Source organism: Streptomyces sp. 3214.6 (genome assembly GCF_900129855.1).
Lineage (GTDB): Bacteria > Actinomycetota > Actinomycetes > Streptomycetales > Streptomycetaceae > Streptomyces > Streptomyces soliscabiei.
Map to the genome: position 1 here is coordinate 6417495 of NZ_LT670819.1, position 15284 is coordinate 6432778.

At 71.0% G+C, this 15284-nt stretch carries 10 protein-coding genes; 5 read left to right on the plus strand and 5 right to left on the minus strand.

Features of this window, described 5'->3' with window-relative positions:
* Positions 1 to 47: 47 nt before the first annotated feature.
* Positions 48 to 2615 (minus strand): aminopeptidase N, encoded by a 2568-nt coding sequence (gene pepN / locus B5557_RS29040; RefSeq protein WP_079662221.1) that lies wholly within the window; start codon positions 2613 to 2615, stop codon positions 48 to 50.
* A 112-nt stretch (positions 2616 to 2727) separates the two neighbouring features.
* Between pepN (B5557_RS29040) and B5557_RS29045 the strand changes: the two genes are divergently transcribed.
* Positions 2728 to 3201 carry a DUF1203 domain-containing protein gene (locus B5557_RS29045; RefSeq protein WP_079662222.1) on the plus strand — a complete coding sequence of 158 codons (474 nt, stop codon included), beginning with the start codon at positions 2728 to 2730 and terminating at the stop codon, positions 3199 to 3201.
* 23 nt (positions 3202 to 3224) lie between these two features.
* On the opposite strand, the gene B5557_RS29050 is transcribed toward B5557_RS29045, so the two are convergent.
* A complete protein-coding gene (locus B5557_RS29050) occupies positions 3225 to 4241 on the minus strand; it encodes an aspartate-semialdehyde dehydrogenase (RefSeq protein ID WP_079662223.1) in 1017 nt (338 codons plus the stop codon).
* Positions 4242 to 4477: 236 nt separating this feature from the next.
* On the opposite strand from B5557_RS29050, the gene B5557_RS29055 reads away from it, so the two are divergent.
* Entirely contained in the window at positions 4478 to 5014 is a 537-nt protein-coding gene (locus tag B5557_RS29055) for an RNA polymerase sigma factor (protein ID WP_079662224.1), read from the plus strand.
* A gap of 1 nt (position 5015) precedes the next feature.
* On the plus strand, positions 5016 to 5822 hold the full coding sequence (locus B5557_RS29060; RefSeq protein WP_231976067.1) for a hypothetical protein: 807 nt from the start codon (positions 5016 to 5018) through the stop codon (positions 5820 to 5822).
* A gap of 76 nt (positions 5823 to 5898) precedes the next feature.
* Here B5557_RS29060 and B5557_RS29065 read toward each other — a convergent pair whose 3' ends face one another.
* A complete protein-coding gene (locus tag B5557_RS29065) occupies positions 5899 to 9237 on the minus strand; it encodes a S8 family serine peptidase (RefSeq protein WP_079662225.1) in 3339 nt (1112 codons plus the stop codon).
* Positions 9238 to 9496: 259 nt separating this feature from the next.
* Between B5557_RS29065 and B5557_RS29070 the strand changes: the two genes are divergently transcribed.
* Both B5557_RS29070 and B5557_RS29075 read left to right on the plus strand, forming a co-directional pair.
* Complete coding sequence (locus tag B5557_RS29070; protein WP_173877745.1) at positions 9497 to 9961, plus strand: NUDIX hydrolase; 465 nt, start codon at positions 9497 to 9499, stop codon at positions 9959 to 9961.
* A gap of 187 nt (positions 9962 to 10148) precedes the next feature.
* On the plus strand, positions 10149 to 11342 hold the full coding sequence (locus B5557_RS29075) for a glycosyltransferase (RefSeq protein ID WP_079662226.1): 1194 nt from the start codon (positions 10149 to 10151) through the stop codon (positions 11340 to 11342).
* Here B5557_RS29075 and B5557_RS29080 read toward each other — a convergent pair whose 3' ends face one another.
* Positions 11343 to 12401, minus strand: a complete 1059-nt coding sequence (locus B5557_RS29080) for a hypothetical protein (RefSeq protein ID WP_079662227.1) — start codon at positions 12399 to 12401, stop codon at positions 11343 to 11345. It abuts the gene before it with no gap.
* Between the two features lie 206 nt (positions 12402 to 12607).
* Complete coding sequence (gene pepN / locus B5557_RS29085; protein ID WP_079662228.1) at positions 12608 to 15214, minus strand: aminopeptidase N; 2607 nt, start codon at positions 15212 to 15214, stop codon at positions 12608 to 12610.
* Positions 15215 to 15284: the final 70 nt, after the last annotated feature.

The window sequence follows — 15284 nt, forward strand, 5'->3', positions numbered from 1 at the left end:
GCCCGGTGCGACACCGGGCGCCCTCAGACTCAGACTCGCGGAAGCGGTCAGCGCGCGTCCGCCGCCTGGGCCCGCAGCGCCCGCTCCACGCCCGAGCGGGACTCGGAGACCAGGCGGCGCAGGGCCGCGTTCGGCTCGGCCGAGGCCAGCCAGGCGTCCGTCTTGTCCAGAGTCTCCTGGGAGACCTGGACCGTCGGATAGAGGCCGATCGCGATCTGCTGCGCGATCTCGTGCGAACGGGTGTCCCAGATGCCCTTGACGACCTCGAAGTACGTGTCGGCGTAGGGCGCGAGCAGCTCACGCTGGTCGGTCTGGACGAAGCCGCCGATGACGGCCTCCTGCACGGCGTTCGGCAGCTTGTCGGAGTCGACGACCGACGCCCACGCCTCCGCCTTGGCCTCCGGGGTCGGCCGGGCGGCCCGGGCGGTCGCCGCGTGACGCTCACCGGCGGCCGTCTTGTCGCGCTCGTACTCGCCGGCGATCTCCGCCTCGTCGAACCGGCCGACCGCCGCGAGACGCTGCACGAACGCCCAGCGCAGCTCGGTGTCGACGGCCAGGCCCTCGACCGTCTGCGAGCCGTCCAGCAGGGCCTCCAGGAGGTCCAGCTGCTCCGGGGTGCGGGCCGTGGCCGCGAACGCCCGCGCCCACGCCAGCTGGTGGTCGCTGCCGGCCGCCGCGGACCGCAGGTGGGCCAGCGTGGCGTCCGTCCAGCGGGTCAGCAGGGCCTCGCGGGCGCTCGGGTCGGCGTACAGGTCGACGGCGAGCTTGACCTGCCGCTGCAGCGACTGCACGACGCCGATGTCGGACTCCTTGCCGATGCCGGACAGCACCAGGGACAGGTAGTCGTGAGTGGGCAGTTCGGCGTCCCGGGTCATGTCCCAGGCCGACGCCCAGCACAGGGCACGCGGCAGCGACGACTCGAAGTCCCCGAGGTGCTCGGTCACGAACGCGAGGGACTGCTCGTCCAGGCGGACCTTGGCGTACGACAGGTCGTCGTCGTTGAGCAGGACGACGTTCGGACGGCGCTTGCCGACCAGCTGCGGGACGGCCGTCAGCTCGCCGTCGACGTCCAGCTCCACGCGCTCGTCGCGCACCAGCTTGCCGCTGTCGTCGTCGAGGTCGTACAGGCCGACCGCGATGCGGTGCGGGCGCAGCGTAGGCTCGCCCTTCGCGCCGACGGGGAGCGCGGGGGCCTCCTGGCGGATGGCGAAGGAGGTGATGACGCCGTGGGCGTCCGTCTCGATCTCCGGGCGCAGGATGTTGATGCCGGCGGTCTGCAGCCACTTCTGCGACCAGGTGCCGAGGTCGCGGCCGGAGGTCTCCTCCAGGGCGCCCAGCAGGTCGGACAGGCGGGTGTTGCCGAAGGCGTGCCGCTTGAAGTAGGCCTGCACGCCCGCGAAGAACTCGTCCATGCCGACGTACGCCACGAGCTGCTTCAGGACGGACGCGCCCTTGGCGTAGGTGATGCCGTCGAAGTTGACCAGGACGTCGTCCAGGTCGCGGATCTCGGCCATGATCGGGTGGGTGGACGGCAGTTGGTCCTGCCGGTACGCCCACGTCTTCATGGAGTTGGCGAACGTGGTCCACGAGTGCGGCCAGCGCGACTGCGGGGAGTACGCCTGGCAGGCGATGGACGTGTAGGTGGCGAACGACTCGTTCAGCCACAGGTCGTTCCACCACTCCATGGTGACCAGGTCGCCGAACCACATGTGGGCCAGCTCGTGCAGGATCGTCTCCGCGCGCAGCTCGTACGACGCGTCGGTCACCTTGGAGCGGAACACGTACTGGTCGCGGATGGTGACCGCACCCGCGTTCTCCATCGCGCCCGCGTTGAACTCCGGCACGAACAGCTGGTCGTACTTCTTGAACGGGTAGGCGTAGTCGAACTTCTCCTGGAACCAGTCGAAGCCCTGCCGGGTGACCTCGAAGATCGCGTCCGAGTCGAGGAACTCGGCGAGGGAGGGCCGGCAGTAGATGCCCAGCGGCACCGACTGCCCGTTCTTCTCGTACACGCTGTGGACGCTGTGGTACGGGCCGACGATGAGCGCGGTGATGTAGGTGGAGATCCGCGGGGTCGGCTCGAACACCCAGACGTCGTCCTTGGGTTCCGGCGTCGGCGAGTTGGAGATGACGGTCCAGCCGGTGGGGGCCTTCACCGTGAACTGGAAGGTCGCCTTCAGGTCCGGCTGCTCGAAGGACGCGAACACGCGACGGGCGTCCGGCACCTCGAACTGCGTGTACAAATAGGCCTGTTCGTCGACAGGGTCGACGAAGCGGTGCAGGCCCTCGCCGGTGTTGGTGTAGGCGCAGTCGGCGACCACGCGCAGGACGTTACGGCCTTCCAGCAGTCCGGAGAGCGCGATCCGGGAGTCCTTGAAGACGTCTTCCGGCTCCAGCGCGTCCCCGTTCAGCGTCACCTCGTGGACGGTCGGGGCCACCAGGTCGATGAAGGACTCGGCGCCGTTCTCTGCCACGTCGAAACGCACCGTGGTCACGGACCGATAGGTACCGCCCTCCTGCGCGCCGGACAGGTCGAGATCGATCTCGTACGAGTCAACGGTGAGCAGCTTCGCCCGCTGCTGCGCCTCTTCGCGAGTCAGGTTTGTGCCAGGCACGCGGTCATCTCCTCGATTTGTGTCGGTTGCGCCATCCTTCCATGGCATCCGCGGGGAACGCGATGTCCGTTTACCGCCGGTGGGCGGGGCCCGCGCGCGCGACGGTGGACCCATGACGACCTACCTCGCACGACCCATAGCCCCGACGGTCCTGAAGGAACTGCGCACCGCCGACGACGCCGGCCGGCCCACCGCCGCGTTCACCGACGAGGAGGGCGGCGCGCCCCTGCGCTGCTGCCTGCGCCACAGCAGCCCCGGCGAGCGCATCGCGCTCGTCTCGTACGCGCCGCTGCGTCGCTGGGCCGCGGAGACGGGCGCCTGCCCCGGGCCCTACGACGAGCAGGGCCCCGTCTTCGTCCACGCCGAGGAGTGCGCGGGACCCGAGCTGGACGGTCACCCGTTCGCGAACGCCCACCGGACCGTTCGCCGCTACTCGGCCGACGGCCACATCCTGGGCGGCGAGCTGGTCGAGGCCGCCGACGGCTTCGACGCCGCCTTCCGAAACGCGTTCGACGACCCGGCCGTGGCGTTCGTCCACGTCCGGGCCGTCGAGTACGGCTGCTTCCTCTACGAGGTCAGTCCTTGAGCGAGGTCAGCCCTTGAGCGTGGTCAGCCCTTGAGCTCGGCCGCCACCAGCTCCGCGATCTGCACCGCGTTCAGCGCGGCGCCCTTGCGGAGGTTGTCGTTGGAGATGAACAGGGCGAGGCCGTGGTCGACGGTCTCGTCCTGGCGGATGCGGCCGACGTAGGACGGGTCCTGGCCGGCGGCCTGGAGGGGGGTCGGGATGTCGGAGAGGGCGACGCCCGGGGCACCCGCCAGAAGCTCCGTCGCCCGCTCCACCGACAGGGGACGCGCGAAACGGGCGTTGACCTGGAGGGAGTGGCCGGAGAACACCGGGACCCGCACACAGGTGCCGGAGACCTTGAGGCCGGGGATCTCCAGGATCTTGCGGGACTCGTTGCGCAGCTTCTGCTCCTCGTCGGTCTCGTGTCGACCGTCGTCGACGATCGAGCCGGCCAGCGGGATCACGTTGAAGGCGATGGGACGCTTGTAGACGCCGGGCTCGGGGAAGTCGACCGCGCCGCCGTCGTGCGTCAGCTTGTCCGCGTCGGCGACGACCTTCTGCGCCTGGCCGTGCAGCTCCGCCACGCCCGCGACACCCGAGCCCGACACCGCCTGGTACGTCGCGACGACCAGCGCCTCCAGGCCGGCCTCCGCGTGCAGCGGCTTCAGGACCGGCATCGCGGCCATCGTCGTGCAGTTCGGGTTGGCGATGATGCCCTTGGGGCGGTCCGCGACCGCGTGCGGGTTCACCTCGGAGACGACCAGCGGGACCTGCGGGTCCTTGCGCCAGGCCGACGAGTTGTCGATCACGACCGCGCCCTGCGAGGCGACCTTCTCGGCCAGCGCCTTCGAGGTCGCGCCGCCCGCGGAGAACAGGACGATGTCCAGGCCCGAGTAGTCGGCCGTCGCCGCGTCCTCGACCGTCACGCCGTCCAGGGTCGAGCCGGCGGAGCGGGCCGACGCGAACAGACGCAGCTCGGTGACCGGGAAGGCGCGCTCCTTGAGGATCCTGCGCATGACCGTGCCGACCTGACCGGTGGCTCCGACGATTCCGACCCTCACGGCGACTCCTCTGTGTCTCTTGCGTGGCTCTTTACGTGCATGTTGCCTGGCCGAGGCTTTTCCATCATGCGGCCGACCCCGGCCCGCCTGTCCAATTTTTTGTCCCGCATGCCCGAGGAATGGGACGCGACGGGCGACAGTGTGACGTACGCCTCCACACGATTCCCCGGCGTCCCGCCGAACGTTTCCGCGCCCTGCGGCGTCGTAGATACAGCGTCGGGAGGGGAGGGGTGGCTTTGCTGCGTGGAAGGGCCCGCCGCGCCCAGGGGAACGGGGTCGTGCACGGCGACGATCCTCTGGACGCGGCGCAGGAGCGCCGGGTGCGGGCGGTGCTCGCGCTGGGCGGGGTTCCGCAGTCGGACCTGCCGGACGGGGTACAGCAGGTACGTCTGCGGCTGCTGGAGCGCGCCGCGAAGGGCTACGAGGCCCCGCGCGACGTCTCCGCGTGGGCGGCGGTCGTCGCCTCCAACCTCGCCATGGACTGGCACCGCGCCAAGCGCCGCCAGGAGCGGCTGGGGGAGCGGCTGGCCTCACTGCGCCAGCACGAGCACCCCTCCGGCGAGGACACCAGCGTGCTCTCCCTCGCCGTCGCCAAGGGCCTGGACGACCTGCCCGACGCCCAGCGTCAGGTCGTCGTCCTGCGCTTCTACGCCGACCTGCCGGTGCGCTCGATAGCCCAGGAGCTGGGAGTTCCGGAGGGCACGGTCAAGAGCCGCCTGCACACGGCGGTACGGGCCCTGCGCGCCCGCCTGCACGAGGACGAGGTGGTGTGACGTGACCGCGGAACACGAGGACCGCGCCGGAGACGAGAGCGGCGGCGCCGGGCCGGACGCGCTGATGGCGGCGATCACCGACGAGCGGCTGTCCGAGGAGAGTCTCGCGGACGCCGCGTTCATGGCGGAGTACCGCTCGGCGACCGCCGACCTCGCGGTGCTGCGCGAGCAGCTCGGCCTGGTCGCCGGCACCCTGGTCGCGGACACCCCGACGGAACCGTCCCGGGAGCCGGCGGCCGAGCAGCCCCCCGCACCCGTACGGCGACTGCCCGCACCGCGCCGGCGCCGCCCTCTGGCCCTGCGCGCCGTGGGCGTCGCCGCCGCCGGTGCGCTGGTCCTCGGGGCCGGCTGGGTGGTCGTCCAGGTCGGGCACGGGGTGAACGGCGGCGCCGACGACAAGGCCTCCGCCGGCGACGCCTCCGCCGCCGAGGCCGACGGCGGCGACGCGGGCGCCAAGGCGTCCTCGGGCGCCGGCAGCCCCCTGCGCGACCCCGGTTATCTCGCCTGCGCCCGGCTCGTCGTGGAGGGCGACGTGACGGACGTCCGCCGGCTGCCCGGCACGGCCCGCGAACGCGTCACCCTGCGTGTCACGCACGCGTACAAGCCCGCCAAGAGCGCACCCCAGGTCGGCTTCGTCGTGGAGGAGGGCATGGATCCGCTGCTCGACAAGGGCGACCACGTCCTGGTCGCGCTGGCGAAGGGGGCCGACACCCCCGAGGTCTGGGCGGTCGGCGAATCCGAGATCGCCACCGAGCGGGAGGCACTCACCGAGACACTCCCCGACACGGCGGGCGTCGCCTGCGAATAGGACCTGTCCTGCGCCGCGAACGAACGAAGGGCGGGCGCCCGGATGGACGCCCGCCCCTGGTGCTCGGCTCAACGTGTTACGGCGTGACCTTCTCGATCGTCACCTTGCCGAGGCCCGCGACGGTGCCCCGCGCGTTGACCAGCTGGACCTGGCCGAACAGCACCCGGCCCGCCGGCGGGACGGACGCGGCGGTGACGGTCGCGGCGACCGTCGTCGAGGCGCCCGTGGCCAGCTTCACCGGCGTCGACTCGTCGACGGTGACGGTGCCGAGCGTGGGCGACAGGAACGCGTCCACGTAGTCGTACGCCGTCGTGCCGGCCGGGACCGAGTAGCCCGCGACCTCGATGGTGTACGTGCCGGCGGCGGGCGACGGGATGGAGACCGCCTCCTCCGCGTCACCGTCGGCCTGCTGCGCGACCTGGTTGCCGTTCGCGTCGTAGACCGTCAGGTCCAGGTCGGCGGAGGCGTCGGAGACGTTGCCGATGGAGACGTCCAGCGACTTGGCGCCGGCCGGGACCTCGACCGTGGTGGTCTGGGTCGCGCCGTTGGCGATGGTCGGGCGGGCCGTCTTGGACGAGCCGAGCGGGCCGCCGGCCGGCTTGCCGTCGAAGGCGGCGAAGTTGTTCTTCACCTTCCACGAGGCGGCGGTCGGGGCGCCGACCTTCGCCTCGGGCACGGTCACGGTCTCCGGGTCGAAGGCCACGCCGTAGACGGTGGCGTCCAGCTTGTACGGGTTGTCGAGCAGCGGCGAGGTGCGACGCGACTCGACCTCGATCTCCCAGACCCCGGCCTGCGGGTTCTGGTACGAACGGGCGTCGGGCCGGCACCCGTTGGTGTTGGGGTAGTTGCTGTAGCAGTAGATCGTGGAGGTGTCCTCGACCGCGACGCCGTAGGGGTGGATCGAGATGAAACGGGTCTGGCTCTTGTCCTTCAGCCCGCCGATCGCGACCTCGAAGGACTTGGCGCCCTCCGGCACGGTCAGGAAGTACGACTGGAAGCTGTTGCGCTGCACGGTGTTCGACACGTGGAACGTGTGCTTCACCGGCGTCGAGACGACGACCGTGTTGAGGATCTGCTTGTCGAGGCCCTCGGTCTTCGGGTCGTCGACCTCCAGGATGGCGCTGGCGATGCCCGCGGCCTTCGGCTGGGCCTGGATCCTGACCGTCACCGGCTTGTTCAGCGGCAGCTTCACCTCGTCGGAGCCGAGGATCCTGAAGGTCCCGGCCGCGTTGTTCTCGAGGTGCAGCTTGTGACGGACCGCCTTGTCGGCGCCGGACGTACGGGTGATGGTGACGTCGTACGTCTTCTTCTGCCCGGCCTTCAGGCCGCTCTCGCGGTCGTAGATGCCGGTGCCGAAGCCCGGGGTCTTCAGCGCCTGGTCGAGCGCGGTGTCGACCGGGGCCTTCACCGTGTAGTCGGACGTCACGGCGTCGCGGGCGGCGGCGCCCTTCCTGATGGACTTCCAGGCGTCCACGATGTTGATGGCGCCCGAGCCCTCCTCGTAGGCCTGCAGACCCTTGATGTGGTCGGCGGTCGAGGTCAGCGCCGTGCGCAGGATCGCCGGGGTGAGCGCGACCCTGGCCTGCTTGGCGGCGGAGATGAGCAGCGCCGAGGCGCCCGCGGCCTGCGGGGAGGCCATCGAGGTGCCCTGCAGCATGGAGTAGCCGGCCGGCAGCGGGTAGCCCGCGTCGGCGACCGGGGCGCCCGGCAGCCAGGTCTGGGTGGTGTTGATCGCGGCGCCGGGGGCGACGAGGGTCGGCGTGAAGCCGCCGTCCTCACGCGGGCCGCGCGAGGAGAACGGCAGCAGCGCGTACTTCTTCGTCACCTGCGAGCCGTAGTTGGAGGCCCAGGTCTCCTTGGAGATGGCCGCGCCGACCGAGATCACCTTGTCGGCAAGACCGGGGTCGCCGATGGTGTTCGCGCCGGGGCCCTCGTTGCCCGCGGAGATCACGAGCTGGACGCCGTAGGTGTCGATGAGGCGCGTGTACAGCTCGGCGCGCGCGTTGTTGCCGTCGTTCAGACCCGGCAGACCGCCGATCGACATGTTGACGATGTCGACGCCACGGTTGACGACCAGGTCGATCATGCCCTCGGTGAGGGCGACGTTGGTGCAGCCCGCGCCGAAGATGCAGGCACGGGAGGAGACGATCTTCGCGCCGGGCGCGGCGCCGTTCATCTTTCCGCCGAACAGGCCGTTCGCGGCGGTGATGCCGGCGACGTGCGTGCCGTGCTCGCTGGCGATGAGACCGATGTTGGCGAAGTCGGCCTTCTTGCCGACCCAGTCGCCGCCGAACGGGTCCATCGGCACGTCCTTGCGGATCTGCACGACGAACGGCTGCCGCTCGGCGACGTCGGTCGCCGGGTTGTCGGTGCCGAAGTACCCGATCTGGTAGCCGTCCTTGTACGGCTTCATCGCGGTGTCGTCGGTGAAGTCGCCGTTGTTGTTCACGTCGACGGTGACCGTGCCGGCCGCGGCGTCGTACAGGACGCCCCACGCGTCGGTGGTGTCGCCGTCGCGGTTGACGTCGCCCTTGGCGTCGCCGCCCGCGGTGGCGGACTCCCGGAAGAGGTTGATCTGGTACGAGCCGGCTTTCGCCGTCCAGGTGCGGCCCCCGAAGGTGAAGCTGGGCCCGGAGACCGAGGTTGTCATCGGGCGCCACGAGGCGTCGCCGTCGAGGATCGGGTCGGTGGACGTCACCCAGTCGACGATCTTGCGCTCGCCGGTGGTGGTCTTCTGCAGCGCGGGGTGCGCCAGGTCCACACCGGAGTCGAGGATGCCGATGGTGACACCGCGGCCGTCCGCCTTCGGGTTCTTCTTCACGAAGTCGACGGCGCCCGTCTCGAAGGACGGGTTGTACGGGTTCTTGGCGGGGGTGTTCTTGTTCGGCGCCGCGTAGGTCTTCGTCTTCGACGCGGACCGCGCGGACTTGGCGCCCGTCGAGGCCTTCGCGTCCGGCGTCGGGTCGTCGAGGACGATGTCCTGCTTCAGGTCGATGGCGTGCACCGAGGTCAGCTTCGCCGCGGCGGCGATCGTCGAGTCGGCCTTGGCCGTCGGGACGGTGGCGCGGACGTAGCCGACCTTGTCGTAGGACTCGCCGACCGAGCCGCCCTTGACCGCGTCCAGCTCCTTGGCGACCTGCTCGGTCTGGCCGGGGGCGGTCGCGATCATCAGCGTGACGTTCTTGTCGCCGGCGGCCTTCGCCTCGGCGAGCAGGGTGGCGTCGTCGGAGCCGAGCTTTTCGGGGGCGGACTTCACGCCCGGGTCGGCCGAGACCGGGGCCTGGCCGACGTCGCCGGCGAAAGCCATGGGTATCGGCCCGGCCGCGGACAGCGCGGCCACGAGGCCCGCGGCCACGGCTATGCGGGCCACGCGTCTTGTGCCCGATATCGGTTCACGCTGGGGGGTGAGGGTCATCGGCATCCCTTGTAGGTAAAGGAACGAGCAGCACACGACCAGGACGTTCCTGCCTGATCACGGCCGTCCGGAACACGGTCCCGGATGACCGCAAAGCTTTACCCAAGGGACTGGTGTTTGGGGAGAGTTGACCGAATCGATATGGATGTATGGGGAAAACCCTCTACGCGTCACCGGTGGGGAATCTTCGTGGAGGGTGTGGGCGGGATGTGGGCGATATTGCCCGTCCTGATCCGCGTCGAACGGCTAACGTCCCTGTATGCGCAAGAAGTTGAGGGTGGCGGCCTACGCCGTCTGTGTCCGCGACGGCCAGGTTCTGCTCGCCCGCTCACCGGCCCCCGACGGCACCCGCGAGTGGGTGCTGCCCGGCGGCGGCATGGAGCACGGTGAGGATCCCCTCGACACCGTCGTGCGTGAACTGGACGAGGAGACCGGTTACCGCGTCGAGGTGACCGGCCTCCTCGGCATGGACTCCTCCCGCCGTGTCTTGCGCCGCGAGGGTCTGCGCGGCCCCCGGGACCACCACGGTCTGCGCATCGTCTATGAGGGTCGGATCATCGGCGGCGAACTGCGCTACGAGGTGAACGGCTCCACCGACCTCGCCGCCTGGCACGACCTGGACGCGGTCGCGGACCTCGCCCGGGTGCGCCTGGTCGACGTGGCGCTCAGGCTGTGGCGCGAGCGCCCGGTGGACGGACGGGTGTCCGTGCCGCCGCAGGCGTGACGGTCGCGGCGCCCGCGACCGGCCGACGGGTGACCTGCGCGTCACACAGCATGCGCGGACATGTGACGTCGTGTTCATCCGTACGAAATGTCCGTACCGCCTCATATCGGCTAACCCGCACTTCACGGGGATGGCTTGATATCGGTGCAAGGCGGGTGATCGTGTGCGCAGGGGAAACGGACTGCGGGTGCTCTCGGTGTACGAGGGGTTCTTCTCCGGAGGGGCCCGGATCGTGCACAGCGATGTGGTGCTGGGACTGCGTGAGGGCGGCCAGCACCATCGGGTGCTGAGCGTCCACGGCGAGGTGCATCGCGAGGCCACCCGTCAGCGGATGGAGGACGACGCCTGCTACCGCAAGCTGACGGCGGCCGACGTGGGCGTGACGTCCCTCGGGCGTACGTTCGGAACGGCGGGTCTGGATCCGGCCGTCTTCACCGGTCCCGAGCTGGCCGATACCGCCAGGGCGACGGCCGACGCGGACGTCATCCTCTCCCTCAAGGAGCAGCCCCTCGCCCTCCTGCGTCAGGCGGGCCTGCCGCGGCGCCCGGTCGTGGTCTGTCTGCACCGCTCCGACCCCGAGAACCAGGGCCGCGCCCTCGACGACCTCAAGGCCGCGATCGCCGACGGCACCGTCGCGGCCGCCGTGTGCTGCGCGGAGTCGACCCGGGCCGCGTACGAGGCGGCCGGCGTCCCGTCCGCCCTGCTCCACGTGATCCCCAACGGCGTCGACCTGATCCGCTTCCGCCCGGACGCGGCCCGACGCCTCGCGGTCCGCACCTCCCTGGACATCCCGGTCGCTGCCCCGGTCGTCGTCTTCGCGGCCCGCTACGACGGCATGAAGAACGTCCCCCTGTTCCTGGCCGCGGCCAGGGCGTGGCTGGCCGCCGTGCCGGACGGACACGTCCTGATGTGCGGGGCCGGCATGACGGCGGCGAACCCGGGCCTGGACGCGGACATCGCGACGGCGTTCGGCGACGAGGACCACGGGCGGCTGCACCGGCTCGGCGTACGCCAGGACATGGAGGCGGTCTACGCGGCCGCCGACGTCGTCGCGCTCACCTCCGCCTGGGGCGAGGCGGCCCCGCTGTGTCTCATCGAGGGCATGATGTGCGGGGCCGTCCCGGTGGCCACGGACGTCGGCGACAGCGCGGCGATCGTCGCGGGCCACGGCCTCGTGACCCCGCCGGCCCCGGACGCCATCGCGGCGGCCTGGACGGAGGCGGTGGCGAACCGTTCCGTCTACACCCCGGCCCTCACCGCGAGCCGCGAGCGCTTCAGCCGGACGAGAATGATCGCTTCCTACGCGGCCCTGATCGACCGCGTCTACGCGGGAGCCCCCCTCAGCCTCACCTCCCCGGAGGACAACCCGAACTACGGCTGACTACCGGGGCAGTACCACGACGTACGCGGCGGGGTCCCTGTCGTTCGAGGCCATCAGGGCCGTGCGGACCACCGCCGCCTGCTGCTCCATCGAGTGCCTCAGCTTCTTCGGCGTGATGTACACGACCGTGATGCCCAGGCGCTCCAGGTGCTCGCGCTTGCGTGCGTACTCCGACCACAGGGCGTCCTCGTCCTGGCGCGGCGCCCGCGTGTCCAGCTCCACCGCGACCGCCTGTTCCGGCCAGTACGCGTCCAGGCCGCCCAGGTGGGGGCCGCCGGGCAGCCGGAGGTCGACGTTCCACACCGGGTCGGGGAGGCCGTACTCGCGCACCATCGTGTAGAGGCGGTTCTCCGCGATCGCGCGGCCCTCCGCGAGCAGGGAGTCCACCGCGTCCACCACGTGCGGTCGGCTCAGCAGCTTCGCGTCGTTCAACTCCCGTACCACCGAAGCAGGTTCGCAGTGGCCGCCGCGCACCGCCTCCGACAGCAGCCGGCGAACCACCCCCGCGTCCGTCAGCTGTGCCACCGCGTCGGCCAGCGCGCGCGGCACCGGCGCCACCTGGACGCCCGTGGCCAACTCGCACGCCGGCAGGTCCGCCGTGCGGATGACGTGCGCGCAGCCCGTCGAGCGCAGTCGGCGCCGGCGCGGGACCAGGACGTCGATGTGCTCCAGGGACAGCAGCGGCGGAGCCGCCGACAGACCGTGCAGGTTCAGGGCCGCCAGACCCGTGATCATCGCCTCCTGGTACACCGGCCGGTGCGGTTCCCCGGCGCCCGGCTGGGCCGGCACGGCGGGCGCCGACGCCTCGCGGCCCGCGTACATCAGCACCGCGTGCAGCCGCTCCTCGCTGGTCGGCGGGCCCGGGTGGAGCAGGTACACGCCGGGGAGGAGCTGCTGCCAGGGGCCGTCGGGGCGGCACTGCTCGTTGGCCTCGGCCTGCGAGACGCCCTGCGCGCGGAGCTGGGCCGCCGTCGAGACGCGGCGGTGGACGTCCGACAGATGGCGGACGGGGCGGGGGGACGCCGAGGGAAGGTGGGGGAGCGGGGTGTTGGGGTTCATGCAACGGGGATTCCGCGCCCGGCCGGCGTCCTAACCGCTGTTACACGCCCGTCGACAAACCCGGACAAGCTCACCCTAAAGGACGGGTGTTCGGGTGCCGATTAGGGACCGAAAACCCCTGGTCCCGAATGGGCGGGCCAGGGGTTACGGTTCCGATTGACTGAATTCCGTAACGGTGACCGTCGACGGAATTCATGGCCAACGATTCAGTCGGCCTGAGCCCCCGTCCCGGGCTCCGCCTCCGCCCCGGCCTCCGCCGCACACGCCTGCGCCCGCAGCGACCGCGCCAGATCGTCCTGCGCCTCCAGCACCAGCCGCCGCAGCGCCGGGGCCGCCGACTCGTGCGCCGCCAGCCACGCGTCCGCCGCCTCCAGCGTCGCGGGGGAGTCCTGCAGCGACGGGAACAGGCCCTTGACGACGTTCATCGCGATCTGGATCGAGCGCTCCGACCAGATGCGCCCGATCGACGCGAAGTACTTCTGCGCGTACGGCGCGAGCAGCTCCCGCTGCGAGGGCTGGGCGAACCCCGCGATCGTCGCCTCCACCAGCGCGTTGGACAGCGCGTCCGACTCCACCAGCTGGGCCCAGGCCTGCGCCTTGACCGCCGCCGAGGGGCGGGCGGCGAGGCAGCGCACCTGGTGCCGCTTGCCGGACGCCGTGTCGTCGCGGGCCAGTTCGGCCGTCAGCGCCTTCTCGTCGGCGAACCCGTGCGCGACCAGCGGCTCCAGGAACACCCAGCGCAGCTCCTGGTCGACGTCCAGCCCCTCGATGGCGGCCGTGCCGTCCAGCAGGCCCTGGAGCAGGTCGAAGCCGGCCGGGTCCTGCGCCGTCTGCGCGTAGAAACGCGCCCACGCCAGCTGGTGCTCGCTGCCCGGCTCGGCGGCGTACAGCTCACGCTCGGCGCCCTCGGAGAGCAGGGAGCCGCCGCGCAGCCGCCAGTCCGGCGCCGCGTAGTGCACCAGCGCCGAGTCCGCCCACGCGTGCAGCATCTGCAGCACCCCGATGTCGGACTCGCGCCCCGCGAACCGCAGCACCAGGTCGACGAAGTCCTGCGCGGGCAGCAGCGCGTCCCGGGTCAGGTTCCACAGCGCCGACCAGCACAGGGCGCGGGCCAGCGGGTCGGTCATCGAGCCCAGGTGCTCCCGCAGCGTGGCCAGCGAGGTCGCGTCGAACCGGATCTTGCAGTACGTCAGGTCGTCGTCGTTGACCAGCACCAGCTCCGGGGCCGCCTCGCCCACCAGCTCCGTCACGACCGTACGCGGCCCGTCGACGTCCGTCTCGGCGCGCGCATACCGCACCAGAGCGCCCTCCTGGAGGCGGTACAGGCCGATCGCCACCCGGTGCGGGCGCAGCTCCGGGTGCGACTCCGCCGCCTCCTGGACCACCGCCAGCTCGCTCACGCGGCCCTCCGGGTCCAGCAGCACCTGCGGGGTCAGCGCGTTCACGCCCGCCGTCTGCAGCCAGGACCGCGCCCAGGCGCCCATGTCCCGGCCGCTGGTCTCGCCGAGCACCGACAGCAGATCGCCGAGGCGCGTGTTTCCGTACGCGTGCCGCTTGAAGTAGCGGCGGGCGCCTTCCAGGAACGCGTCCTGCCCGACGTACGCCACCAGCTGCTTCAGGACCGACGCACCCTTGGCGTAGGTGATGCCGTCGAAGTTGAGCTTGGCGTCCTGCAGGTCGCGGATGTCGGCGGTGACGGGGTGGGTCGAGGGGAGCTGGTCGGCGCGGTAGGCCCAGGCCTTGCGGCGGTTGGCGAAGGTGATCCACCCGTCGCTGAAGCGGGTCGCGCCGACGAGGGCGAACGCGCCCATGAAGTCCGCGAAGGACTCCTTCAGCCACAGGTCGTCCCACCACTCCATGGTGACCAGGTCGCCGAACCACATGTGGGCCATCTCGTGCAGGATGACGTTCGCCCGCGCCTCGTACGACGCCCGCGTCACCTTGCCCCGGAAGATGTACTCCTCCCGGAAGGTCACCAGCCCCGGGTTCTCCATCGCGCCGAGGTTGTACTCGGGGACGAACGCCTGGTCGTACTTCCCGAAGGGGTACGGGTAGTCGAAGTGGTCGTGGAAGAAGTCCAGGCCCTGCCTGGTGATCAGGAACACGTCCTCGGCCTCGAAGTACGGCGCCAGACCCTTGCGGCACATCGCGCCGAGGGGGATCTCCAGGGTCGTACCGTCCGCGAGGACACGGCTGTAGGAGTCCGTCACGTAGTGGTAGGGGCCGGCCACGACACAGGTGATGTACGTGGAGATCGGCTTCGTCTCCGCGAACCGCCACACCCCGTCCGCGCGCTCGCCGACGCCGTTGCTCCACACCGTCCACTCCTGCGGCGCGCGCACCTCGAACCGGAACGGGGCCTTGAGGTCGGGCTGTTCGAAGTTCGCGAAGACCCGGCGGGCGTCGGCCGGCTCGTACTGCGTGTACAGGTACACCTCGCCGTCCTCCGGGTCGACGAAGCGGTGCAGGCCCTCGCCGGTGCGGGAGTAGGCGCACTGCGCGTCGACGACCAGCTCGTTCTCCGCCGCGAGGTCCTCCAGGAGGATCCGGACGCCGTCGAAGACCTCGCCGGGGTCGAGATCACGGCCGTTGAGGGAGACGGACGTCACACTCGGCGCGATCAGGTCCGCGAAACTCGACGCGCCGGGCTCGTTGCAGCGGAAGCGGATCGTGGTGACCGACCGGAACGTGCCCGGCTCGCCGTTCCCGTCGGCGATCGCCGAACGCACGTCGAGGGACACGTCGTACCCGTCGACGGACAGCAGGGCGGCCCGCTCCCGGGCCTCGTCGCGGGACAGGTTCTCACCGGGCACGGGCGGTACTCCCTCGTTAGCGGCCTCAAGGCTGTGGACAGGAGCGATCCTGCCACGCGCTCCTGACCTC

Bases quoted from the DNA above. Each gene is read 5' to 3' on its own strand.
- B5557_RS29045 (WP_079662222.1), top strand. From the start codon at position 2,728: ATGACGACCTACCTCGCACGACCCATAGCCCCGACGGTCCTGAAGGAA.
- B5557_RS29065 (WP_079662225.1), bottom strand. From the start codon at position 9,237: ATGACCCTCACCCCCCAGCGTGAACCGATATCGGGCACAAGACGCGTG.
- B5557_RS29070 (WP_173877745.1), top strand. From the start codon at position 9,497: ATGCGCAAGAAGTTGAGGGTGGCGGCCTACGCCGTCTGTGTCCGCGAC.
- B5557_RS29080 (WP_079662227.1), bottom strand. From the start codon at position 12,401: ATGAACCCCAACACCCCGCTCCCCCACCTTCCCTCGGCGTCCCCCCGC.